Genomic DNA, 25785 nt, shown 5'->3' on the forward strand with positions numbered 1-25785 from the left:
ACGGGTGGTTGTCGCGTAATACTTTTGAGAATACGAATAAATTTAAGGAAAAATTATATTTATCCACTGGGGGTGATTTTTCCGACGGGGGGAATTGGTTCGATTGAGGCGGTCGGGCCAGATTACCTTTGCAATACGAATGGTTGTGGTCTGGTGTTCTTCGCGCCGGAGCGGGGGCCTTTGTCTTGTGAAACTTCCTGTCGGAGATCGCTATCCCGGTTTCAAGGGAGCGCAGCATGTCCGACAGCAACAACATTCTCAGCAACGGCGATTTCGAAGCAACAACGGCCGATGAGGCGACCGGTGCAGTCGACAACGGTACATGGTTCACCGCGGAAGCAATCGAAGGCTGGGAGGCTACCGAAGGCCTGATCGAGATTCAGCACGCCGCAAGTGCAGGGCGTGGCACACCGGTGGACGAGACAGGCATCCTGGCCTCAGGTTCGGTGCTGGAACTCGACAGCTACGACTACCAGTCGCGATGCTGGCGGGCGGACGGCCGCGAGGCTGACAGCACGGTTTCACAAAGTTTCACCCTTGAGGAAGCAAGCAGCTTCGCACTTGGCTTCAGCTACGCCGCCAACTGCAGCACCAAGACCAGCGATTTTTCCGTCACCATCACCGACGAAGACGGAAACGTCGTTTTCTTCCGGGAATTTTCCGACAAGGAAGGTAACCTGGAGGTCGCCTGGCAGCGCTTCGAGACCGATCTGGATCTCGACGCAGGTACTTATGCGCTCTCTTTTTCATCTGCCCAGTATGAGGACAAGGACACCGTCGGCGCGCTGATAGACAATGTCAGCCTGGTGGATACGGCACCTCGGGCGGCAAACGATGCCTACACGCTCGATCTCGGCGAGAGTGAAATCCTGACCGTCGATGCAGTCATGGGAACGGAGACGGAAAACGTCACCGTTCTGGACGAGGATTTTTCCGGCACCCGGCACCTGAAGCGCCTTGATACGGTTGCCTCCAGCGATCTGGTCGCCGTTGACGGCAAGGCGTTCTCCAACGCTTGCGCAGATGGTGTGCTGCTGTTTCAACCGGTCGACATGACCGGCCTTGAAGCGGGAACACTGTCCTTCGTTATCGATTCCGATCCGGCTTGCTGGTCGAACTTCGAAGCGGCCGGCAGCCGCGGCGGAGACTATATCCGCGTTGAGATCAGCGTCGACGGCGGCGAGTTCATCCTGCTTGACCTGTTTTCGGTGCCCGAATCCGAAGAGGGGCTGGCGGGACGGCAACAGACCTTTGTCGGCAGTCTGACGGGCCAGACCTTCAGTTCTGATGGGGCCACACTTTCCTATGCGCTGCCGGATGGAGCGGAAACGGTGCAACTTCGCTTCGTCACCGACTTCTCTCAATTCGGTGAGATCGTGACCTTTGATGACGTGCTGATCGAAGGGGAAAGGACGGTCGAGACCGGTTACGAAAGCGGGTTGCTGGCAAACGATACGGACGGCAACGGCGAGGCGCTGGAAATCGTCTCTGTCGAAGGAATCGACCTGTTCGACACGGTCGAAGAGGCCGTGACGGTCCTTGAAGAGAACTTTGACGACGCCAAGCGAAACCTTGAAAAACACGATACGGTTGAAGACAGCGACCTGCATGGCGTCGATGGCGTTGCCCGAACCACCAATCGGTCCGGCGGGGAACTGGAATTCGCCGAAGTCGATATCTCCGGCCTCGACAACGAGACGTTTTCGTTTTCCCTGAATGCAGATCTTCTTGGATGCCAGCGCTTTGAATCCTATGGCTGGGCGCGGGATTTCGTCGAGGTTCAGGTGCGTTTTGACGATGGGTCCTATCAGACCATCGATGTGTTCGATGTTGAGTGGCGGGGCGGTCAGCAGGTCTTTGTCGGCCGGGAAAGCGGACAGGAAGTCCCCGTTTCGGATGGCTTTGTCGCTCTCTCCTACGATCTGGCGGCATTGGCAGGCGATGCGGAGACGGCACAGGTGCGCCTGATCGCCGACGCTTCGTCCCATGGCGAGATCTTCGAAGTCGACGACGTGTCGCTGGCCGGAACATTCACGCAGCGGACGGGCGACGGTATCGCGACGATCACGTTGGACAGTGGCGCCATCGTGACGATCAAGTCCGACGGCAGCTTCAGCTACAACGCCAACGGTCAGTTCGCCTATCTGGCGGAAGGTGAAGAGACAACCGACACCTTCAGTTACACGGTTCAGGACGCCAGCGGCAACACGGACACGGCAACCGTGACCATCACCCTGGTCGGCACGAATGAGGGCCCAATGATCGGGATCGCTGATGTCAGCGGTTCGGTCACGGAAATCGTCGACGGTGCCGTGGGGGAAAACGTCACGCCGCTCTCTGACACAGGTTCTATTGCCTTCACGGATGTCGACCTGATCGACACCCACACCGTCTCCGTAACGCCGGTCTCCGCCACCAACAGCTTGCTCGGCACTGTCCCGGCCCGCGGCACGCTTTCCGCGCTCGTATCGGATGCCGCGACGGGAGATGGCGCAGGCGAAATCACCTGGTCCTTCGCGGTGGAGGACAGCGCGATCGACGATCTCGCCGAAGGTGAGGTCATCACGCAGGTCTATACGCTCACGGTCGACGATGGTCAGGGCGGCACGGCTTCCGAAACCGTCACGGTAACGCTCACCGGCACCAATGACGCGCCCGTCATCACGACGGTCTCCGGCGGCAACGAGGGTGCCGTCATCGAGGCAGGCAATCTGGACGATGGGACAAGTGTGCCTGGTACACCAGTCGTCACCGGTGTTTTGACCGCGTCAGATGTCGACACCGGCGCGACCGCGACCTGGTCCGGTAATGCAACCGGCACTTACGGGTCCTTCGTCATCGACCCGCTGACAGGAGCCTGGACCTATACGCTCGACAATGCGGGCGGTGGCACCGATGCGCTGGCCGAAGGCGAAGTGGTCACCGAGACCTTTACGGCGACCGTGACAGACGATTTCGGTGCGACGGCAACGCAGGTTGTCACCGTCACCGTGACCGGAACCAACGACAGCCCGGTGATCACGACGGTCTCCGGCGGCAACGAGGGTGCCGTCATCGAGGCAGGCAATCTGGACGATGGGACAAGTGTGCCTGGTACACCAGTCCTCACCGGTGTTTTGACCGCATCCGACGTCGATACCGGTGCGACCGCGACCTGGTCCGGTGATGCGGCCGGGACTTATGGCTCCTTCGTCATCGACCCGCTGACGGGCGCCTGGACCTATACGCTCGACAATGCGAATGGTGGCACTGATGCGCTGGCCGAAGGCGAAGTGGTCACCGAGACCTTTACGGCGACCGTGACCGACGACTTCGGTGCGACGGCAACGCAGGTTGTCACCGTCACTGTGACCGGAACCAACGACAGCCCGGTGATCACGACTGTGATTGGCGGCAACGAGGGCGCTGTCACCGAGGCCGGCAATCTGGACGACGGGACAGGTGTGCCCGGCGTTCCGGTTGCTACAGGCATTCTGACCGCGTCAGATGTCGACACCGGCGCGACCGCGACCTGGTCCGGTAGTGCAATCGGCACTTACGGGTCCTTCGTCATCGACCCGCTGACAGGAGCCTGGACCTATACGCTCGACAATGCGGGCGGTGGCACCGATGCGCTGGCCGAAGGCGAAGTGGTCACCGAGACCTTCACGGCGACGGTGACCGACGACTTCGGCGCGACGGCGACGCAAGTGGTCATTGTGACTGTGACCGGAACCAACGACAGTCCGGCCATCACGACCGCGATTGGCGGCAACGAGGGTGCTGTCATCGAGGCAGGCACTCTGGACGATGGCACGGGTGTGCCCGGCGTGCCGGTCGCCACGGGCGTTCTGACGTCTTCCGATGTCGATACCGGCGCGACGGCAACCTGGTCCGGTGATGCGGCCGGCACTTACGGCTCCTTCGTCATCGACCCGCTGACGGGCGCCTGGACCTATACGCTGGACAACGCGTTTGGTGGCACCGATGCGCTGGCCGAAGGCGAAGTGGTCACCGAGACCTTCACGGCGACGGTGACGGACGAGTTCGGCGCGACCGCGACTGAGGACGTTACAGTCACAGTGACGGGGGCCAACGACGCACCGGTTATCGACGTTGTGGCGTCCGACCTGAGCGAGAGCGTCACCGCTGGTTACAAGACCTCGGGGAGCTTCGGCGCGCACGATTTCCTCGCCGCTTTCGACCCCGCCAGCGGCACGGCCTCGGTTGAGACGGTCAACGGTGTCGAGGCGCTGAAAGTGAACATCAACGATGATTCCAGGCGTGCGCCGCATACCAGCCTGGAAATCGTCGAGGCAGGCGCCCTGGAAGCGACGGACAAGGTGGTCATCACCGTGAACGGTGAGGTGACCCGGACCGGAAGCGATCAGGATATTTTCTTCGGCCTGACGGACGGCACCGGACAGGTGTCGTATTTCAGTGTCAATGGCAGGGCCGGACGGCTTTATGCCGGTGACCTCAAAACCGGCTCACTGCCTGACGACTCCATTCAGGATGGCGGCATCGCGACCACTCCGCTGGACCTGAGCGGGCCCCAGCTCAACATCTTTACACTGCAAATCGTCCTCGACGGCCAGAGCGACACAATCACCGTCCTGAACAGCAGCGGGACGGTCATCGGCACATTCGACGGCTCGGGACTGACCGACGGATCCGGAAACCCGATCGATCAGACCAATGCGCTTGATCCGTCCCTCGGCCTGAAACTGTTCCTCGCGAGCGATGGTACAAACGAAACCAACTATTTCGTCGGGCTCGACTACGAGATGGAGATCTCGCGCCCGGGCACGATCACATTCAACGATGTCGACATCACCGACGTCCACACCGCGTCTGTTTCCGCCGTGCGCTTTACCGGCAATGCAAACGGCCTGACCGAAGCGCAGGCAAAGGACCTGCTAGACCTGACCGTCAACAGTTCGGCGACGGACACGGTCGGCTCCGTCGATTGGGACTTCGCGCTGACGGATGTTGATTTCGCCTATCTCGGCGTGAATGAAGATCTGGTGATTGCCTATGACGTCATGGTCGACGACGGCAATGGCGGTACGGATACCGAGACGCTGACCTTCACCATCTCCGGGATCAACGATACTCCGGAGATCGCAAGCACCGAGGTTGAAGTCTCCCTGACCGAAGCAGAAGCCAATGGCGGTCAGGCGATCGATCTGGGCGCTGCGGACGACGTCACGGATGTCGATGTCGCCGACACGGTCAGCGGCCGGATCATTTCCGTTACAGAAAGCGGCGATGGCACCGGCATTCTTTCAAACGAGGCGCTTCTGTCTTTTGCGTCCCTGGCAGCCGGCAATGGCGGCGTGGTCATTGCAGCCGGAGCAACGGCAGGTGCGTTCGGCTTTGCATTCGACAGCGATGCCGCGGCCGATCCGTTCAACTATCTCGGCGCCGGTCAGACGCTGACCCTGAGCTATGAGGTCGAGGTCGAGGACAGCGCCGGCGCGACCGATACCACGACGGTAATCGTCAACATCACCGGTACCAACAATGCGCCCGAGATCGGCTTCCCGCTTGTGCTTTCCGGCGAAGAGGACGCGGTCACGCCGCTTGCCGTCGATCTTCTTTTCGGCGCCTACGATGCGGATGCCAATGCGGTTCTGCATGTGGAGAACCTGACGCTGCCTGCCGGTTTCTCGCTCTCTGGCTCGACCGTTTTGGTCGATCTGACGGACGCCAGCTTCCAGGATCTGGCAGACGGAGAAACCCGCGATATCGTTCTGAGCTATGACGTGGTCGACGACCAGGGGGCTGCTGTCCCTCAGTCCCTGACGGTAACCGTCACCGGGACGAACGACGGGCCTGTTGCAGCGGCGGATTCAAACACTGCGGACCCGCTGGTGGAAGAGGGCTTCGGCATTGCCGGGGATGCGACGGCTTCGGGCGACGTCATCGCCAATGACAGCGACGTCGATAGCAGCGATATCTTGAGTGTTGTCGCAGTCGATGCCGGAACCGGGGAACCCGGGTCCAGCGTGATGGTCACCCCGGGCACCACGCAGGTCGTTCTCGGTCGATATGGTTCTCTTGCGATCAATGCCGACGGAACCTGGGATTACACCCTCAACAATCTCGACCCGGATACGGACGCCCTGGAAGACGGGGACACGGGCATCGAGACCTTCACCTACACGATTTCCGACGGCCATGGCGGCGAGGACACGGCAACCCTGACGCTTGAAGTTGCCGGTTCCGGCGACAACGTCGCGCCTCAAGCCAATGACGATGCGTTTGTTCTCGGAGAAGACAGTCCTGGTGCACTCGATCTCCTTGGCAACGACACGGACGCCAACAACGTGCCGGTGGTCACTCAGACCCTGTCGGTGGTCTCCATCAACGGTCAGGCAGCGACTGTTGGTGCGACGATTGCAACGGACCATGGCACGATCACCATCGGGTCGGGCGGCAGCGTGAACTATACGCCAGACGCCCATTACGGCGGCGCAGACAGCTTCACCTATGTTGCCAGCGACGGCCTGGAAGGTTCCAACGAGGCCTCGGTATCACTGGATGTTGCGGCTGTCGCTGACGCACCGCTTGTTTCGCTAACCACTGCGGCGGACCAGGATATCTCGGTCGTGCCGGCCGGGCCGGAACTCTCGTTCACGCTCACGGGAAGCAATCCGTCCGAGACCAAGGCGTTCGCGCTGGACGATGGCGGGTTCATGATGACCTACCGGTCCGTCTCCAATGGCGGCGACGTCTTTGCGCAGCGTTTCGATGCCGATGGCGATGCCGTCGGATCGGCTTTCACCCCCGTGACCGCAACTGCCAGCAACCAGGGGGACGCCGTCGGTGCCAGTCTGCCGGATGGCGGCTGGGTGATTGCCTGGTCCTCCTACGATTCACCGAACCACTATCAGGTCCATTTCCAGCGCTATGACGCGGCCGGCGCGAAAGTCGGGACGCAGACGCAGGTCAACCAGACAAACGCTGCCGCCCAGTCGGACCCAGATATCGCGGTCTTGTCCGACGGCAGTTTCGTCATTGCCTTCACCTCGGCGCTGCAAGACGGATCTGGGGATGGTGTCGTTGCCCGGCGGTTCCCCGCAGATCCGGCAGGAACGGCGGATGCGGAATTCCTGGTAAACGCCGACGAAACCGACGGCAGTCAGAACTTCAGCGCGATCACCGCCCTGACTGGCGGTGGCTATGTGATTGCCTATAACAGCCCGGATAGCAACGGCAACGCCGTCTTCGCGAAGGTGTATTCCAACGATGGAACCTTGGCGGAGGAATTCCAGGTCAACACGATCGAGACCGGCAGCCAGGCCTATCCGGCGGTCGCAGCCCTTGCAGGTGGCGGGTTCGCCATCGCCTACGAGGACAGTGCAGTCGACAACAGCACCGGTGTCATGGTGCGGCAATATGATGCTTCCGGCCAACCGGTCGGCACGGAGGAAGTCCATGTCAACACCTTCGTTCAGAACCGGCAGGGCGACGCCAATGTGACTGCACTTGCCGACGGCGGCTACCTCGTCTCTTGGGAATCCTACGGCCAGCAGGCCAGTGGCAATTATTCGATCTACGGCCAGCGCTTCGATGCTTCGGGAGTTCCCGTCGGGTCGGAGTTCCGCATTTCCGATGCTCCGAGCGGCAGCCAGCAGTTTTCCCGGTTTGCCGGCGGTCAGCAGGTTATCGTCCTTTCCGATGGCCGACTCGTTGCGGTCTGGGAAGATTCGCAGCAGGCCTTCGACGTCGGTGGGCGGATATTCACGTTGCCGCAGGCAATCGATGGCGCGGAAGGGGATGCGGCTGTCGCTATCGACCTTGCCGTCAGCCTCGTCGATGCCGATGGCTCGGAAACGCTGGAGATTGTCCTGTCCGGTTTCCCGCAGGGCGCCACCTTCAACCTTGGAACCGCCGATGGTCCCGGTTGGGTGATTTCAGGGGCGGAAAGTGTCGATCTTTCGACGCTCACCATGACGGCACCGGCTCAGTACAACGGCAGCTTCGACCTGAGCGTCGCCGCCACGGCGAGCGAGGGGAGCAACGGCGATACGGCTACCACCACCGTCACAAAGGTCGTCACCATCGCCGCCGTCAACGATGCACCCGATGTCGCGGCGATCGATGCGGGAACCGTGACTGAGGACGACACTGCGCAGATCATCGACCTCCTCGCCGGTGCGAGTGATATCGACGGCGACGCGCTGAGTGTAGAAAACATCGTGGTCACGGACGACCTCGGCAATCCGGTCACCTTCGCCGACAATGGCGACGGGACCATCACGATCGATCCCGACCAGTTCGGCGACGCCCTCGACACGGGGGACAGCCGCACGGTGACGGTTTCCTACGACGTTTCGGATGGCACGGATGCAACGCCGAACACTGCAACGCTGGTGATTGACGGCGTGACGGACAACCAGGCTCCGACCGCGCAGGACGTGAGTGTTGCGCCCGGTGCCGCCGGATATGAATTCGGCGAGGAGATCGGAACGCCGATCCAGGTTTCGGAAACGGATCCCTATCAAAACGGAACCAGCACCAACGACGCCAATTCGGACAACACACCGGTCGTGATCGGTCTCAGCGGCGGACGTTACGCGGTGGCCTGGCAGGAAAACGACCAGGAATACCAAGGCTCGACAAGGATTTCCTCGGCCCTTCAGATCGCGGTCCAGGTCTATGATGCTGACGACAATCCGATCGGCTTGAAACAGACCTTTGGCGAAATCGATCAATCCTATTCCAACGACGATGTCGACCGTGCCTACGATTATCAGCCAAAGCTGACTGACCTGCCGGACGGTGGTTTCGCGCTGACCTGGTACGGCGACTACCGAAGCTACACCGGCACGGCCCAGACCCGTTTCGAGCGCGATGTCTTCATCCAGGTTTTTGACAGCGATGGCGTTGTCCAGAGCGGCACCCCCATCCAGGTCAGCCAGACGGTCTCGGTGGCCAATGGCAGTACCACTGCCTATGACGCATTCCAGGACACCAATCCCGAAATTGCCGGACTTGCCGACGGCGGGATTGCCGTCACCTGGTCGGGGAACCACTACGGCGACAACAACGGCTCTCTGGACAGCGGGTCCCGCCAGGTCAACGTTTACCTTAAGGTCTTCGATCCGGACGGAACGGCTCGTAGCGGGGAAATCCCGCTCGGCAGCGACGATCGGTCCTATTCGGGAGATGACATCGACCGGCACACCGACAACGATCCCCAGATCGCAGCATCCGACGACGGCAGCTTTGCTGTCGTCTGGCGCGGGAACTACAACACCTATTCAGGCACAACGAGCATCGAGTATACCGACGATGTCTATCTTCAGGTGTTCAATGCCGACGGAACGCCGCAGGGGGCAGCCCAGAAGGTCAGCCAGACCGTCAGCTACATGTCCGGGGTCAGATCGGTCGACGCCTACAACGATTTCTCCCCTGAAGTTGCCGCGCTCAAGGACGGCGGCTATGCGGTCGCCTGGACTGGAAATCATGCGACCTATTCCGGATCGACCTTCGTGTCGTCCGAGTACAACATCTATGTCCGGGTCTTCGACGCCGGCGGCCAGCCGGTGACGGCAGAGATTTCGCTTGGCGAAGTCGATCAGTCCGACGGCAACGACGACCATGATCGTGCTTACGACCGGGATCCGAAGATCGTCGGCACCGAGGATGGCGGCTTCGTCGTCACCTGGCGCAGTGATTACAATGAATATTCGGGAACAACCCGGACATCACTCAATCGCGACATCTACGTGCAGCGGTTCGATGCCAACGGCGTGGAACTCGGAACGGTTCAGAAGATCAGCGAGACAGTTCCCTATCAGAGCGACAGCACTGTCTACGACGGGTTTGTCGATCTTGCGCCTGTCGTCACCGACCTGCTCGACGGCGGCTATGTCGTCGCCTGGCAAAGCGAAGAACGCACCTACGACGCGTCGAACAATTTTGTCAGCAGTGAGTATTCGGTCCGGGCACAGCGGTTCGACGCTGACGGAGTTGCCACCGGCGATCTGATCAAGCTGGGCACGGTTGTGCAAGATCCGAGCGGCTACGACCGTTCCTACGACCAAATTCCGCAGATCACTGCCCTGAGTGACGGTGGCTTTGCCATCACCTGGCGCAACTCGACCGATTATTACAACGCTTCCGGCACCCATACCGACAACACCCAGGATGTGTTTGTTTCGGCGACCCATGCCAGCGGTGGCGGCGCGGAACTCGGCGACCCGATCGAGGTCGATGTTGCTGCGCTGATCGATGACCCGGATCTGGTCGACGGCGATGTCCTGACCGTCACCGTTGCCACCGGCTCGAACGGGTCGACGGCCACCCTGACCGGCACGGTGATCACCATTCTTCCGAATGTGGATCACTATGCACCACTGGGGGCCGGGGAAACCGAAGACGAGACCTTTACCTACACGGTCACCGACCTAGCCGGTGCACAGGTTACCGCGACGATCACGCTGACCGTCACGGGGGCTAACGATGCGCCGCTTGCCGAGGACGTGGCGGGCGCAATCCTGGAGGATGGCCCCGCCATCCTGATCGCCGCCGACTTCTCGGACGCCGATCTGACCGACACGCATACCTTCTCGGTCAACACCACCGATACGCTCGGCAGCGTGACCGACAATGGCGACGGCACCTTCAGTTATGATCCGAACGGTGCCTTCGAAAGCCTGGCTGCCGGGGAAACGGCGACTGATACCTTCACCTATCGCGTAACGGACAGTTCCGGCACATCCTCCACCGCTACCGTGACCATCACGCTGACGGGCCAGAACGATGCACCGACGGCGCTCGCCGCGGAAATTGCCAACGGCTATGTCTTCGGCGACGAGGCTGGAGCGGCGCAGCAGGTGTCGGAAACCGATCTCTATTCGAACGGCTCCTACACCTACGATGCGAATACCGACAACAACCCGGTCGTGATCGGCTTCGGCGACGGGGCCTATGCAGTTGCCTGGGAAGAGGTCGATGCGGATTATAACGGTGCTACCCGTATTACGGAGACTCGGCAGGTGGCGCTGCAGATGTACGATGCGGATGACAATCCGATCGGTGCGAAACAGACGTTCGGCGAAGTGGATCAATCCTATGCAAATGACGACAATGATCGCTCCTACGACTATCAGCCGCGGCTGACGGATCTGCCGGACGGTGGCTTCGCGCTGATCTGGTATGGCGATTACCGCAACTATTCGGGCACGACGACGATCCGTTACGAGCGCGATGTCTTCGTCAAGGTGTTCGGCGCCAACGGCACGGAGCTGAGCGCGAGCCCGATCCAGCTCAGTCAGACCGTCTCGGTCACAAGTGGCAGCACCACGGCCTATGACGCCTTCCAGGACTACAATCCCGAAGTCACGGCCCTTGCTGACGGCGGCATCGCCGTGTCCTGGCGCGGCGAGCATTACGGCACAAGCGGCGGGACCCTTGTCTCCAATTCGCGGGAAAGTGGCGTCTTCGTGCGGGCCTTCGATGCGGATGGGACAGAGCGTGGAGCTGAAGTCACACTCGGCAGCGATAACCGCTCCTATTCCGGTGACAACATCGATCGCCACTACGATTACGACAACAAGATTGCGGCTTCCGATGACGGCAGTTTCGCAGTTGTCTGGCGCGGCGACTACAATACCTATTCCGGCGCCACGCTAACCGGTCGCACCAACGACGTCTATCTGCAGGTTTTCGACGCCAACGGGGTCGCGCAAGGGGGGAGCAGCCAAGTCAGCCAGACGGTCTCTTACGTATCCGGCTCTACGACTTATGACGCCTTTGTCGACACGGCACCGGAAATTGCTGCGCTCAAGGACGGTGGGTATGCCGTGACCTGGTACGGTCAGCACGGCACCTATTCCGGCTCCACGCTGGTCTCCACACAAAACGATGTCTATGTGAGGGTCTTCGATGCGTCCGGACAGCCGGTTACCGGCGAACTCACGCTTGGCGTGATCGATCAGTCCTATGGTAGCGACGACTACGATAGGGCCAATGATCAGGCTCCGAAGATCATGGCGACGGAAGATGGCGGCTTCATCGTCACGTGGCAGACCAACTACTACAGCTACACCGGCACCATCGCGACGAGCTTTTCTCGCGACATCATGCTGCAAAGGTTCGACGCGGATGGCGTTGCGCTGGCACCAGTGCAGAAAGTCAGCCAGACCGTTCCCTACCAGAACGGCTCCAATCCGGATTTCGACGGATACTATGACTATAATCCTGAAATCACGGACCTTCTCGGCGGCGGCTTCGTCGTCACCTGGTACAGCGAACAGAGGGATTATGACGGCAGCACCTTCCTCGGCAGCCGCTACTCCGTTCTCGCGCAACGTTTCGACGAGGATGGTCTCGCGGCCGGAGACCTTATCGAGCTGGGCACCGTGGAGCAGGATGTTTCCGGGACTGACAGGTCGCAGGACCAGTTTCCCAGGGTGACGGCTCTGACCGACGGCGGTTTTGCGATCACCTGGAAGAACACGACCAGCAACTATGACGCCTCCGGAACCTATCTCGGCAACACCAATGATGTCCTGGTTTCTGCTACCCACCCGATCGGCAACGGGACTTTGGCGGAAGGTGTCGTGGTCGATGTCGCCGACCTGATCGGCGATCCGGACCTTCCGGGCGGCGACACGCTGACCGTTAGGGTCGATGCGGTCGGCTCAAACGGCTCGACGGCCACCGTCAACGGCACGGAAATCACCATCCAGCCGAACCTAGATCATTACCGTCCGTTGGCGGACGGTGAGACCGAGACGGAGACCTTTATCTACACGGTGACGGATGCTGCCGGCCTTGAAACAACCGCAACACTTACCTTCACGGCCCATGGCGAGAACGATGCGCCTGTGATCGAAGTACCGGTGGTCCGGGACAGCTTCGCCGAGACCATCATCGACCCGTCCGGCGCGGATCTGACGGTTCCGAACAGCGGCTACTGGTTCGTGGTTGACTTCGATGCGGCGGACGGAAGCCGGACGCAAGCGATCGCGCGAGGCGGCAGCTACGGTTCCGTGCTGCACGCCGAGGACACGCCTGCAAACGGCGTGGTGGTACATCTCAATCCCAACAGTGCAGATTGGGGCGTGAGTGCCACGAGCTATTCAGACGGTGTCGAAACCATTCGCGATACATCCGAATTCACCTATGAAGGCTATTCCGGCGCCACGTCTGCGACCACCTATGCAGACACCTTCTCATTCCTCGACTCCGGAAGCGGCGTCGACGTCAGGTGGCTCGGCACGGACATCGACACTCCGGACGGCCTCTACAGCTTCGTGGTGGAGATGACCGGTATTTCCTTCACCGACGGTAGTGGCTTCGTCCATCTCGACGGCGTAATGGCAGAAGCCCATCCGGATGCGGACAGCGGCCAGATCGCCTTTGCCGATCCGGACGATGGCGACCTTCACACGGCGACGGTCACGGGCGTTACGGTAGTCGGCGACGCGGGGCTTCTCAACGGCGCCGATGCGTTCGACTTCCTTAAGCTGGACCCGGTCGACCAGGCTGCCGACACCGTGGACTGGCATTTCGACATGCCGGAAACGACGCTGAACGGCGTGCTGGCGGGGCTTGCCGACGGCGACACACTGTCGTTCGAATTCGGCGTAGACATTGCCGATCTTGGCGACGCAACCGATCACACGACACTGACCGTGACACTCAACAGCGACGGAGTGTTTGTCTAGGAAGAGAGTCGCAATCGTCCACCCTGGCCGGCCCTGTCCCCGAAAGAGGGCAGGGTGCGGCTAGAGCACGCCGCGAAAAAGCGGATTCCGGTTTTTCCCAAAAAGACGTGCGTCAAAAAGGAGATAAAGCGGGTCACGTGATGTAGAGGGTGAAAAGCGATTGAAAGCCGTGGTTGGTCTCGAACATCTTGAGCGAACCCATCTATTGGGATTCTACTGTCTGGGCCGAATGGTTGATATTAATTTTTGGCACGGTGGGGAGGGGAGCTTTCAAATTTCTGTCGGCTCTCATGCTTGCAAATTGTCTTTCAACCAATCCAGCTACTTAAAAATGGCTGATCGCGTCCCCTCGGTGCCGAAGTTTGCAACAGGTTATCGGCTATCGTACTTGGGTATCGAACTTCTTGATCTCATCCAACCGGAGCCAACTCAGCATGATTTGGAGACCATTCGGCTCTGCATAGAAGGTGTCGCCCTCGAAACGTCAGAAAAATGAAATCTGGGTGCCAAATGAAGTTGCGCGATTTGCCAAATGAAATTGCGCGCTACAGCGGGTCACAAGCAAAATTGCGCCTTAGCCATACAGCCAGCAAATTTGATGGGTTTCCATCCACAATCTGATTTTTGATGCCCGACCTGAGACATAGGTGACAAAACGTTCCGGACACATAGGTAACACTTTCCGTTTTTCGGGAGGTGTTGATGCCGTGGCAAGAGGTGTCCAAAGTGGAGGAACGTCTTCGTTTCATCGCCCGTCTTCTTGATGGAGAAGGCATGAGTGGGGTTTGTCGCGATTTCGGTATATCCCGCAAGACGGGCTACAAGATCTGGAACCGTTATCAGCGGGACGGGATGGAAGCCTTGTGCGACCGGTCGCGTCGCCCGGTGCGCTACGCCAACCAGCTTCCGGAGCAGGTTGAACGGCTGATTGTCTCGACACGCAAGGAGAAGCCGCACTGGGGGGCGCGCAAGATCCGGGAGGTGTTGGTCAGGAAGCTGTCCGGCGATGTGCGTATTCCCGCGCAGAGCACGGTTCATGCGGTTCTGGACCGGCACGGCCTTGTCAGCAGAGCCCGCAAGAGGCGTCGCGCCAACAAGGCCGCAGGCACGCCTCTTTCGGCTGGTCTTGCCCCAAACGATCTTTGGGCCGCCGATTTCAAGGGCGAGTTCAAGCTGGGCAACCGGCTCTACTGTTACCCTTTGACGGTCACCGACCACGCATCCCGCTATCTGCTGAGCTGCGAGGCCTTTGACTCAACGAAGGAAAAGCCGGTCCTGGACGCCTTTCTTGCCCTGTTCAAAGAGCGCGGCTTACCCGCTGCGATCCGCACGGACAATGGCTTGCCCTTTGCATCACCAAACGGGCTTTACAATCTATCCAAGCTCTCGGTGTGGTGGCTCCGTCTGGGGATCGGCATCGAACGTATCAAGCCCGGCCATCCCCAGCAGAACGGCCGTCACGAGCGCATGCACCTGACCTTGAAGAAGGAAGCCACCCGGCCGCCGGGCATGAACAGCCTTCAACAGCAGGCCAAGTTCGACGCTTTCGTGAGGGAGTTCAATGACGAACGGCCCCATGAAGCGCTCGCCATGAAGACCCCTGCGGAAGTCTACACAGCCTCATCAAGGCAATATCAGGGCCTGCCGGATCTGGACTATCCCTTCCATGACAGGGACGCCCTGGTCACCGCCTGCGGGCGGATCTGCATGCATCGCAAGAAGATCAACGTATCGACCGTGCTGGCCGGTCAGAAGCTCGGGATCAAGGAAGTGGAGGATGGTATTTGGCTGATCAGCTTCATGAGCTATGATCTGGGATACATCGACCTGGAGCAGAGAACACTACAGACAATCGACAACCCGTTCGGCACGAGGTTGTAACCCATGTCTCCGGTACAAACTGTTACCTATGTCTCCGGATCGGACATGAGAAAAATGGTGCCGGCAGCAGGATTCGAACCCGCGACCCCGAGATTACAAATCACGTGCTCTACCAGCTGAGCTATACCGGCGCCGGAATGGCTTCTACCAGATTGGACGCGCTTGTCCATGCCCCGGCCGGATTTTTTGCAAACTGAGTCCGAAAAATTCCGTAAGTCCCTCTAAAGCCTGCTGAAACGCCTTAGCCGTTGTGGATAAGAGCGTTTCCTTTGTCCGTTGTTGAATGAGACCTTCGTTCTGCGTTCTTCCGGTCTGGCGAAGCGAAGGAGGAGGCCTGGGGTCCCGCTTTGGCGAGAGCCGTGGTAATCCGGTTGGAACGAGGGAGGACATGCGATGCGGATATTCGGGCTTGCGGCACTGGTGACGGTGCTGGCCCTGGTGCAGGGTGCAGGTGCGTCATCGGCAAGTGCGCATGACATCACCTCCTGCAGATGCGATGCCGCCTGCTACACCACGGAGGTCGGCAACGTTTCCTGTTCCGGTGGCAAGGCCCGGTTTTCCTCGCACGGGCTGCCAGACCCGCAAGACCCGCTGATGACCGGGATCGAGGCGACCAACCAGCAGTTTCCGGTCCGGCACAATTACGAGTTCGAGATCCTGCAGGAGCCCCGGAAAGCCCGGGCACCAGTTGCCACCGATGCCGGACCTGTGGGGGTTGCCGTCAATGGGGTGCCGATCTTCGATCCGTCGACGCAAGGGCCTGTGAACAGGTCGACAGGCAAGCGGCCGAGCGCCTATGAGGCGGGAGAACTCGATGTATGCGGCGGCCACGCGGGGCGAGGAGACGACTATCATTATCATATCGCCCCCAAATGCCTGATCGAGGACCTTGGAAAGGACTGGGTGGAGGTGGACAAGAAGCCGGTCGGCTATGCCATGGACGGCTTTCCGATTCTTGCGCTCGGCTGGTTCGATAGATCCAACGCGGTGGAGGACAGGCTCGACAAGTGCCGCGGCATGACGGATGACGGCGGCAATTACTTCTACAATGTCAAAACGAGCGCGAGCTGGGACGTGCTCAACTGTCTTTCCGGCCGACCGCAGCACTTTGCCCGCGACCATTGGGAGCACAGGCTTGATCGAACTGGCAAGGAAATCACCGGCATCCCGATCCGCTTCGCCATCGAAGCTTCGAGCCGGCAGGGATTCGGGCAGGACACCTGTCACGTCATGAGCGGTCAGCTATCCGGAGAGCAGGTGCTGGAAACCAGCGGCCGCGCCCGGCGCGTGGGCCAGGAGGCAGGCAGCCTCTTTTACTGCAATGCCTCTTGCTACGGCCTCTTTTTCGAGGCTGACAAGAGCAGGGCATTTGGCGGCCGGGCAATCTATTACGATTACATCGCTTCCGGTTGTCCGGCAGGGTTCGATGTATCTGACCTGAAGATCTTCACGCCCTATGAGGGACCGGCGCAAAGCCGGAAGGGGCCGCCGCCGACCAACCGGTAACGCCCGCACAGTTCCTCATCGATTGCGGATGAAGTTCGAAATCCGTTGACCTTGCCCGATTCTGACGGGACAAGTTTGCAAGAGGTTTTGTCAAATCAATGGATTTAATTGCATTCCATGACCGACGCACGGCGCATCTACCTGATCTTCTTTCTCCAGCCGGTGGCTCTGGGCGCCTGGCTGCCGCATATTCCCGGTGTCCAGACGGCACTTGGGCTGAGTAACAGCGCGCTGGCGCTGGCGTTGATCGGGGCGCCGATCGGCATCCTGACGACGCTGCTGGTTGCCGGGCGCATTGCCGGCTGGCTCGGCGCGCGGCGGGTCGTGCTGGTCTTCTATCCGCTGTTTCTGGTTGCCATGCTGCTGCCGTTCCTGGCGACCTCGCAATGGCTCTTGATGGCGGCGCTGGTTCTGGTCGGCAGTTCGATGTCGGTGCTCGAGCTCGGGTTGAACATTGTTGCCGATGATTACGAGAAGGCGACCGGACACCACATCATGAGCCGGGCACATGGCTGCTGGAGTTTCGGCCTCTTGTCGGGAACACTGATAGGCTCTGCCGTTGCAGGTCTTGGCTTGTCGCCGTTTGTGGCGGGGCTGACGATCGCCATCGTCGTGGAAGCTCTGGTGCTGCCGGTTATCCGTCGGCTGCCTCAACCTCAGGCAACCGTACCAAAAGCGGCAAAACGCGGCCTCAATCTGCCGCACCCGGTTCTTCTCGGCGTCTGTTTCTTCACCTTCGGTACAACGCTCGTGGAAGGGGCGGTCGAGGATTGGGCGGCGGTTTTCCTGCGCGACGTCTTCGATGCCGGGCCGGGCCTTGCAGGTCTCGGCGTCTCGCTCTTTGCCTTCAGCCTGGCAACGACACGGTTTTTCGGCGACCGGCTAAGGCAGGTGGCAACGCCAGGCCGGCTCGGACAGGTGCTCGCCGTCGTCGGGCTTGCCGGTCTGGGCCTCATCTGGGTGGCGCCCAGCCTGCCTGTTGCCCTATTCGGTCTCGCGGTACTGGGCATTGGCGGGGCGCTGGCCTTTCCGCTTGGCGTCATTGCGGCGTCGCGCGCGCCCGGCACGAGCGCTGCCTCCAACGTTGCCATCCTGTCCTTTGTTGCTCTGCTCGGCTTTCTGGTGGGGCCGCTCACCATCGGGCCGATCGCCGATGCATATGGCATCCGCACGGCGCTGATGGTGCTGGTGCCGATGATCGGCATCAGCCTGGTGCTCGCACCTTGCCTGACGATCGCGGGAAACCTCGACGGCACGCACACGGGTGAAAGCGATGCCTGCAGCGATACTGTCTGACGGTCCCTAAATCTGGGGGGGGGCGTTACAGCCCCATCTTCATCCGCGCCACATAAAGCGACAGCACGGCGGCGTTGGAGACGTTGAGGGAGCGGATCTCGCCCGGCATGTCGAGCCGGGCGGTCAGGCCGCAGGCCTCGCGCACACCCTGACGCACCCCTTTGCCTTCAGAGCCCAGAACAAGCACCGTCTTGTCCATGAAGGGGGTCTCTTCCAGGCTCGCCGGGCCGTCACTGTCGAGCGCGATGCAGGAGAAGCCCTCGTCCTTCATCTCGGTTATGAAACGCGCCATGTTCTTCACCCTGACATGCTTGATCATGTCGAGCGCGCCGGAGGCGGATTTGGCCAGCACCGAGCCTTCTTCCGGAGCATGGCGCTCCGTGGTGACGACGGCATCGGCGTCGAGCGCAACGGCGGAGCGCAGGATGGCGCCGACATTATGCGGATCGGTGACCTGGTCCAGCGCCAGGACCAGCCGCGCACCCTTCAGATGCTCTGCGCCATAGGCGGGCAGGGGATCGGCTTCCAGGATCATGCCCTGGTGAACCGCATCCTTTGTTACCATGCGGTCAAGCGCTCGTGGCATCATGTTCTCGACCGGTACGTCGATCTTCACGCCGCGTTCTTCGAGGCGCCGTTGCGCGTTTTCTGTCGCATAGAGCTTCAGCCGCTTGCGGTCGGCGTTGGCAAAGGCGGCTTCCACCGTGTGCAGACCATAGAGCAACACCGGTCCTTCCGGAGGCAGGCCGGGCCGGCGCGGTGCCGGTTTGCCGCCGAATTTCCTGTTGCCATGAAAGCCCGGCTTGCCGCCCGGACGCGAAGGTTTCTTAGTGTCGCTCATGGCGCAGCTCTAGCGGCAAATGCCGGCAAGGGAAAGGTGCAAACGCTGTAGGCGCCGGGCAAATCTGGATTAGCGGGGTTAATGCTCTTCAGTCTTTTCATTCTCCCGTGCAATTTATGAAGTGAAGATGGAGCCGCGGGAGTTGCGCCGATTGCGCAAAACTTGCGGCAATGAGCCACAAATGCCGGGGACGGAATCCAAAAGGGGAGGCTCAACGGTTCGGCTGTTGATGTTTTCTTCTTGATTACCGTTGTCCGTGCCGCCTAAGGAAAGCACCTGCGAGCGCCAAAAATGAGCGACTTCGGGAAGACGAATGAAACGAAACATTGTGACACTCAAAGACGTCGAGACGATTTCAATCGTCGGAAACGGGCCGATTTCAGACAAGGAAGCCCCTTTAATCGACCAGGCCGATTTTGTGTTGCGCTTCAATAGCGCGCCAGCGTGCGGTGCAGCCGGTCAGCGGGTTGATGTTCTGCTGCTCAATCGCGCTCGTGTGTACATGAGCAAAAGAATAAACCCGATCGCTCTTCAAAGGGCCAGGGAGGTCTGGGTCAATGATATTGAAGAGAATGGCCGGGTTGACTGGCATTTCGAAACGGAATGCCAGCCGCGCTACCTAGGTTTTGGTCCAAGCTCTAAAGCAAGGAAACACCTGGAGAAGTATGACCCGTTTCATACCAGCGCCCCCACCACCGGCGCTTCCATCATTGCTGAATTTCTGGATACCATGCCAGGTGCGCAGATTCATCTCTTTGGGTTCAGTCATGAAGGCAAGCAACATACCCATGATTGGGACGCGGAAAAACGATGGATCGGTGATCTCGCCGCACAGGGGCGGCTTGTCAAGCACCTGGCGGACGGAGCTGCTGTGAAACGAAGCGTCGCCGGTAAGGCGGAGTATTGCGCCCGTCTGGTGGAAATGAGGACAAAGCATTATCTTTACAACAGAATTCTGCACTCGCAGCGCGAGACAAAAGGCCGGATATTTGGAAAAGATGCTTGAGCGCTGAAGCCCATCTCACTGCTGGTTTTCTGATCAAGCGGACCGGCCGACGTCGAGGTTGACAGGGACGAGGTCGATCATTAATCAACAAGGAACAATTACTGGCGCCCGGAATGTGTAAATGCTTTTTGATATTAATAAAGATGTATACAAATACAGAGAAGATTTCGACGAATTTCCCAAAATTGAGGATTTTGATTTTCGATTTACTAAATGTGTCTGTGGTGGCTCGAGTTCGTATGTTGTTTCCACAGCTTCCAGACATAAGAACTTTTTGCCCATTGTCGCTTGCTGTGAATGTGGAACCTTACGTGCCAATCCGTATTTCACAGAAGAGACTGCGGATTACTACTACCGAAACGTATACGGTAAGGTGAAACGCGGTAGCCGGACGCCAGAACAGTTGTTCAACGAGCAAAGAAGCAAATCCCTGGCACCTTTCCTGCTCGAACAAATCGGCGAATTCTCCAGTGTTCTTGATTTTGGCGGCGGCGCCGGAGGAAAGACCGCGGAATTGACCGAACTCGGAAAAGCGGTTTCTCTTCATGAAGTGGAAAGCGAATATAGCCAGTTCGCCTTCACTCGCGGCATCTTACCCTACGAAAAAGGGCAGAGATATGACTTGGTCGTTGTATCGCATGTCATCGAGCACATGATTGATCCGGCCGCACAAATGGCTGAAATCATTCGCGACTGCTGCCAGGGAAACGGTCTGCTTCTGGTGGCAACGCCCATCATCGACCGGCAGCGTGCAAGACAGTGGCTCCAGCATTTTCACATCGCGCACAAATACTACTTTACGCATGATGCCTTGATCGGGCTGATGGCTCAGCTTGGATGTTCTCTCATCAAGCATAACGGAAATGACTCTTTTTTGTTCAGGGTCGGCGCTGACCCCGACCAGGACCTGGCGGCGGCCAGTTATGCAAGAGGAGCGCTGAAAACAAGGAACTTGGTCGAGTCGGAGCTGAAACCGTCCCTGAAAAGCATCTGGCGCGACCTGAAAAGCTGGGTACCGAAATCCAGAAGCAAGTGATTTCCGAAGCCAAGTGCTTCAAGCGTGCTGGGCTGAAGAGGCAGGCGAAATACGTCCCGTCTCCTCGCTTCGACGGGTGTTGATTTTTCCCGTATCTGCCAATAGTTTCCGGCCAAATTCAGTATCGTGGAGTTGGCAATAATGCTCAATATTTTTATCGGATTCGATCCCAGGGAAGCGGTAGCGTATCACGTCTGTTCAAACAGTCTGGCGCGCCACTCGAGCGAAATTCTTGCGATTTCGCCTCTCTGCCTTCAAAATCTTAAGACCTATAATGAAACCCATACTGATGGTTCAAATCATTTCATCTACACAAGGTTTCTTGTTCCGAGCCTTATGAACTACAAGGGGTGGGCATTGTTTCTCGATGGTGACATGATCGCCAGGGACGATATTGCCAAACTATTTGCTTTGCGGGACGAGTCGAAGGCGGTGATGTGCGTGCATCACAACTACAAGACCAAGCAAACGACCAAGTATCTCGGTTCGAAAAACGAGGACTATCCACGCAAGAACTGGTCGAGTGTGGTTCTTTGGAACTGTGGTCACCCCGCGAACGAAGTCGTGACCCCCGACTTCGTAATGGGCGCAACCGGTGCGCAGCTTCATCGTTTCACCTGGCTTGCCGATGACCTGATCGGAGAGCTGCCTATCGAGTGGAACTGGTTGCCGGATGAACTTGGCCCAAATCCCGACGCCAAACTGCTCCACTACACCTTGGGCACGCCCTGTTTTCACGAATACGCCAACACGCCGATGGCTGCAGAATGGCACCGGGAAAAACTGCTCGCGAACTATTCGATGCAAAACGTCATCGAGGGGCCGTTCGACTGAGACCGCTCTCCTGATCGAAATGCCGGTGGGGTGACCGCCATTGGAAGCGGCACCCCATCACCTGGTGCTGGCATAGCTTTCTGCCTGCCTGCCCAATTTAGTTATTCAGCCAGCTATGTGTACCCATGTCCTCACACACCCAATCAGGTCTCTGTAAGGGTCGAGAATGGGGTTTTGGCAAACTGGAAGCTGGCGGTCGAGCCAGGCTTCCGGAAAATTCGTCAAGACGGCTTGAGGATCATGCAGCTGACGGTGCCATGGGCGATCAGCTTGCCGTTGCCGTCGCGCAGATCCCCTTCCGAGGTTGCCAGGCGGCTGCCGCGGTGGACGATGCGGCCCTCGCAGATGACCTCACCGCTGGTCGGCAGGAGCGGGCGGACCATGTTCACGGTGAGCGAGGTCGTCGTGTAGAACTCACCCGGTTTCAGCGTCGTGTGCACGGCGCAGGAAAGGGCGGTATCTATAAGCGTGGAAATCCAGCCGCCGTGAACGGTGCCGAGCGGGTTCAGGAACTCCTTGGCCGGCAGGCCGGTGAAGACGGCACGGCCTTCGGAAAATTCCTTCATGCGGATATTGGAATGGAGCATGATCGGCGGAGCGGGCAACTCGCCGGCCATCATCCGCTCGAAGATGTCGAGACCGGTCATCTCGTTGAAGGCCTTCCTGGGCAGGGCGCCGAGCGTGTGGGTCTTGCCGTCCAGCGTGATGGTATCTGTGTCACTCATGGGGTTCGTCCTGATGGAGGAGTGGGTTTAGGCGTGGTCTTGGATGGGACCGTTCCGGCAGCTGCATCCCGGTCGTCCAGAATATGGACGGCCTTGCGCAGGGCGGACATTTGGGTGCGCACGGCATCGGCGCCTTCCGGGCCCAGAAGCGCGCTGACTTCTTCCTGGGCTTTCAGCCAGGTCCGGTGGATCTCGATGACCATTTCCGCGCCCTGAGGTGTCAGGACGGGAAGCACCTTGCGGCCACCGCCGTCCTGGCGGGCGATCAGGCCGGCCGTCTCCAGCGGTTTCAGATTGCGGGCAAGGGTAGAGCGGTCGATGCCGAGGAAGCGGGCGATCTCGGCTGCGGAGCCGGCCGAGCCGTCGGCGATCACCGCAAGAAGCTGAGCCTGTGTCAGCTCAAGCCCGAGCGCCGACATGTGTCTATTATAATGACGCGTCAGCAGGTTCGCCGTGCGCCGCGCGGCGTGGCCGAGACAGGTTCGGCCCATATGCTGGAAGTCGATGTCTTTGAGTGATGAGGACATATGTTGTAGATACAACATCTTGAACTTCCTCACAAGCGGCGTATGCCGGTTCCTGCTGGTCATCGCTGCCGATTCCCGCCTCCAGCTGGTGGAATTTGCGATCTCTCTGAGGCGATTGCAGTCGTGGGCGGTGCGCGCGGAGTTGTCCACAGGCGCGGCGAAAGATCCGGTGAAATCAAAGGTAAACGTAGAGGAACCGTGACATTCGCGCCGGGTCGCTGCAATGTACCAAAGCCGGTTGCGGGAGCATTCGGCAGCGTTCGAAGCGCCCGTTTCGAGCGTCCCGCTGATTTTGTTCATTTCTTTGCAAAATCGGCGTTGACAGGGCGGGGCCCTATCTGCATAACACGCGCCACGGGATTGCTCGCCCCCTCAGGGCGGGCTCTTCGGTAAGCCATCCTGATCGCTTCGGCGTGAAGCAGGACGAGATGGAGGAGTGCCCGAGTGGCTAAAGGGGACGGACTGTAAATCCGTTGGCTAAGCCTACGTTGGTTCGAATCCAACCTCCTCCACCATCGTTCCTGATTCTCTCGTTGTGCGGGTGTAGCTCAATGGTAGAGCAGCAGCCTTCCAAGCTGACGACGAGGGTTCGATTCCCTTCACCCGCTCCATCATGGGTGCCGATCGGAGTGTCCGGAACGGAAGGTCCTTTCGCCCGGAAATCCTGATAGAAGTTCTACGGGAAGCATCTCGTCGCTCGCGGATCTGTCCAAGGCGCCGGAGTGCGTCCTGCGCGAGCCGTATCGACCGAACCGAGTATTGGACAGAGAGCGACGCCGATGGCGAAGGAAAAATTTGAGCGCAATAAGCCGCACGTTAACATTGGCACGATTGGCCACGTTGACCATGGCAAGACGACGCTGACCGCAGCAATCACGATGACCCTGGCTGAGACCGGCGGCGCTGTTGCTAAGGCTTACGACGAAATCGACGGCGCGCCTGAAGAAAAGGCACGCGGTATCACCATCTCCACGGCACACGTTGAGTACGAGACGGAAAACCGTCACTACGCTCACGTCGACTGCCCGGGCCACGCCGACTATGTGAAGAACATGATCACCGGCGCTGCCCAGATGGACGGTGCGATCCTGGTGTGCTCGGCCGCTGACGGCCCGATGCCGCAAACCCGTGAACACATCCTGCTCGCCCGCCAGGTTGGTGTGCCGGCTCTGGTCGTGTTCATGAACAAGGTTGACCAGGTCGACGACGAAGAGCTGCTTGAGCTCGTCGAAATGGAAATCCGCGAACTGCTGTCTTCCTACGAGTTCCCGGGCGACGACATTCCGATCGTCAAGGGCTCTGCTCTGGCAGCCGTTGAAAACCGCGACCCGGCCATCGGCCGCGACGCGATCCGCGAGCTGATGTCTCAGGTCGACGCCTACATCCCGACCCCGGACCGTCCGAAGGACCTGCCGTTCCTGATGCCGATCGAAGACGTGTTCTCGATCTCCGGCCGCGGTACGGTTGTGACCGGCCGTGTCGAGCGCGGTATCGTCAAGGTTGGTGAAGAAGTCGAGATCGTCGGTATCAAGGACACCAAGAAGACGACCGTTACCGGCGTTGAAATGTTCCGCAAGCTGCTGGACAGCGGCGAAGCAGGCGACAACATCGGTGCTCTGATCCGCGGCGTGGGCCGTGAAGAGGTTGAGCGCGGCCAGGTTCTTTGCAAGCCGGGTACCGTTACCCCGCACACGAAGTTCAAGGCTGAGGCTTACATCCTCACCAAGGAAGAAGGCGGCCGTCATACCCCGTTCTTCACCAACTACCGCCCGCAGTTTTACTTCCGTACCACGGACGTGACCGGTGTGGTGTCCCTGCCGGAAGGCACGGAAATGGTGATGCCGGGCGACAACGTCTCCGTCGACGTTGAGCTGATCGTGCCGATCGCCATGGAAGAAGGCCTGCGCTTCGCTATCCGCGAAGGTGGCCGTACCGTCGGCGCCGGCGTCGTCGCATCCATCATCAAGTAAGATGACGAATTCGGTCGCCGGGCTTGCGCCCGGCGACCGCTCCTCCTAAGTGTTGCCTTGTGCGGCCTCAGGAGGTATCAGGAGCAGACCGCGAGAGCGGTCCTCTGAAGGGGTATAGCTCAGCTGGTAGAGCGACGGTCTCCAAAACCGTAGGTCGCGGGTTCGAACCCTGCTGCCCCTGCCAATTTGCTCTTGATTAATTTGCCTCGAGGGCTTAATGAGTTTCCTCGAGTGAGGCGCGCGAAGTTTTTCGCGCGCCCGCTCGTATTTAACAGACCGGAATCGGAATGGCGAAGACCAATCCCTTTAAATTCATCCAGGAAGTCCGTGCGGAAACGTCCAAGGTGACCTGGCCGACGCGCAAGGAAACCGCCGTGACCACCGTTATGGTGTTCATCATGGTGTTGATTGCAGCGATCTTCTTTCTCGTGGCAGACCAGTTGATGGGGCTCGGGATCGGCTATCTTCTGGGTGTCGGCGGCTAAGGCGCAATAGC

The 25785-nt window shown here is 59.5% G+C and carries 13 protein-coding genes and 4 tRNA genes; 13 read left to right on the forward strand and 4 right to left on the reverse strand.

Annotated elements, in window-relative coordinates; translation table 11 throughout:
• Window positions 1-236: 236 nt before the first annotated feature.
• From ACX3M4_RS01735 to ACX3M4_RS01745, 3 genes are all read left to right on the forward strand, one after another.
• Window positions 237-13667 carry a VCBS domain-containing protein gene (locus tag ACX3M4_RS01735; RefSeq protein ID WP_459356884.1) on the forward strand — a complete coding sequence of 4477 codons (13431 nt, stop codon included), beginning with the start codon at window positions 237-239 and terminating at the stop codon, window positions 13665-13667.
• A 160-nt stretch (window positions 13668-13827) separates the two neighbouring features.
• Window positions 13828-14163, forward strand: a complete 336-nt coding sequence (locus ACX3M4_RS01740) for a hypothetical protein (protein WP_459356885.1) — start codon at window positions 13828-13830, stop codon at window positions 14161-14163.
• 206 nt (window positions 14164-14369) lie between these two features.
• Window positions 14370-15548, forward strand: coding sequence for an IS481 family transposase (locus tag ACX3M4_RS01745; RefSeq protein ID WP_459356001.1), 1179 nt, complete (start codon window positions 14370-14372; stop codon window positions 15546-15548).
• A gap of 55 nt (window positions 15549-15603) precedes the next feature.
• On the opposite strand, the gene ACX3M4_RS01750 is transcribed toward ACX3M4_RS01745, so the two are convergent.
• Window positions 15604-15679: transfer RNA gene (locus ACX3M4_RS01750), tRNA-Thr, on the reverse strand.
• Between the two features lie 262 nt (window positions 15680-15941).
• Between ACX3M4_RS01750 and ACX3M4_RS01755 the strand changes: the two genes are divergently transcribed.
• Both ACX3M4_RS01755 and ACX3M4_RS01760 read left to right on the forward strand, forming a co-directional pair.
• The gene (locus ACX3M4_RS01755) at window positions 15942-17054 is read left to right on the forward strand and encodes a YHYH protein (RefSeq protein ID WP_459356886.1); all 1113 of its coding nucleotides are present in this window, start codon (window positions 15942-15944) and stop codon (window positions 17052-17054) included.
• 117 nt (window positions 17055-17171) lie between these two features.
• Window positions 17172-18350: an MFS transporter gene (locus tag ACX3M4_RS01760; RefSeq protein WP_459356887.1), complete on the forward strand. Its 1179-nt coding sequence runs from the start codon at window positions 17172-17174 to the stop codon at window positions 18348-18350.
• 25 nt (window positions 18351-18375) lie between these two features.
• Here the strand turns inward: ACX3M4_RS01760 and ACX3M4_RS01765 are convergent, their stop codons facing one another.
• Window positions 18376-19191: a TrmH family RNA methyltransferase gene (locus ACX3M4_RS01765; RefSeq protein ID WP_459356888.1), complete on the reverse strand. Its 816-nt coding sequence runs from the start codon at window positions 19189-19191 to the stop codon at window positions 18376-18378.
• A gap of 313 nt (window positions 19192-19504) precedes the next feature.
• On the opposite strand from ACX3M4_RS01765, the gene ACX3M4_RS01770 reads away from it, so the two are divergent.
• From ACX3M4_RS01770 to ACX3M4_RS01780, 3 genes are all read left to right on the forward strand, one after another.
• The gene (locus tag ACX3M4_RS01770; RefSeq protein ID WP_459356889.1) at window positions 19505-20197 is read left to right on the forward strand and encodes a hypothetical protein; all 693 of its coding nucleotides are present in this window, start codon (window positions 19505-19507) and stop codon (window positions 20195-20197) included.
• 121 nt (window positions 20198-20318) lie between these two features.
• On the forward strand, window positions 20319-21233 hold the full coding sequence (locus ACX3M4_RS01775; RefSeq protein WP_459356890.1) for a class I SAM-dependent methyltransferase: 915 nt from the start codon (window positions 20319-20321) through the stop codon (window positions 21231-21233).
• Between the two features lie 141 nt (window positions 21234-21374).
• Window positions 21375-22067, forward strand: a complete 693-nt coding sequence (locus ACX3M4_RS01780; protein WP_459356891.1) for a glycosyltransferase — start codon at window positions 21375-21377, stop codon at window positions 22065-22067.
• Window positions 22068-22288: 221 nt separating this feature from the next.
• Here the strand turns inward: ACX3M4_RS01780 and ACX3M4_RS01785 are convergent, their stop codons facing one another.
• Window positions 22289-22792: a PaaI family thioesterase gene (locus ACX3M4_RS01785; protein ID WP_459356892.1), complete on the reverse strand. Its 504-nt coding sequence runs from the start codon at window positions 22790-22792 to the stop codon at window positions 22289-22291.
• Entirely contained in the window at window positions 22789-23337 is a 549-nt protein-coding gene (locus ACX3M4_RS01790; RefSeq protein WP_459356893.1) for a MarR family winged helix-turn-helix transcriptional regulator, read from the reverse strand. The genes ACX3M4_RS01785 and ACX3M4_RS01790 overlap by 4 nt, the downstream gene beginning before the upstream one ends.
• A gap of 412 nt (window positions 23338-23749) precedes the next feature.
• On the opposite strand from ACX3M4_RS01790, the gene ACX3M4_RS01795 reads away from it, so the two are divergent.
• The 5 genes from ACX3M4_RS01795 to secE all read left to right on the forward strand — a co-directional run bounded on the left by ACX3M4_RS01795 (window position 23750) and on the right by secE (window position 25774).
• A tRNA-Tyr gene (locus ACX3M4_RS01795) sits at window positions 23750-23834 on the forward strand.
• A gap of 22 nt (window positions 23835-23856) precedes the next feature.
• Window positions 23857-23930: transfer RNA gene (locus ACX3M4_RS01800), tRNA-Gly, on the forward strand.
• Window positions 23931-24098: 168 nt separating this feature from the next.
• Complete coding sequence (tuf, locus tag ACX3M4_RS01805; RefSeq protein WP_459356894.1) at window positions 24099-25289, forward strand: elongation factor Tu; 1191 nt, start codon at window positions 24099-24101, stop codon at window positions 25287-25289.
• Between the two features lie 108 nt (window positions 25290-25397).
• A tRNA-Trp gene (locus ACX3M4_RS01810) sits at window positions 25398-25473 on the forward strand.
• 103 nt (window positions 25474-25576) lie between these two features.
• Complete coding sequence (gene secE / locus ACX3M4_RS01815) at window positions 25577-25774, forward strand: preprotein translocase subunit SecE (protein WP_459356895.1); 198 nt, start codon at window positions 25577-25579, stop codon at window positions 25772-25774.
• The last annotated feature ends 11 nt before the right edge of the window (window positions 25775-25785 follow it).

Source organism: Roseibium sp. M-1, assembly GCF_054515675.1.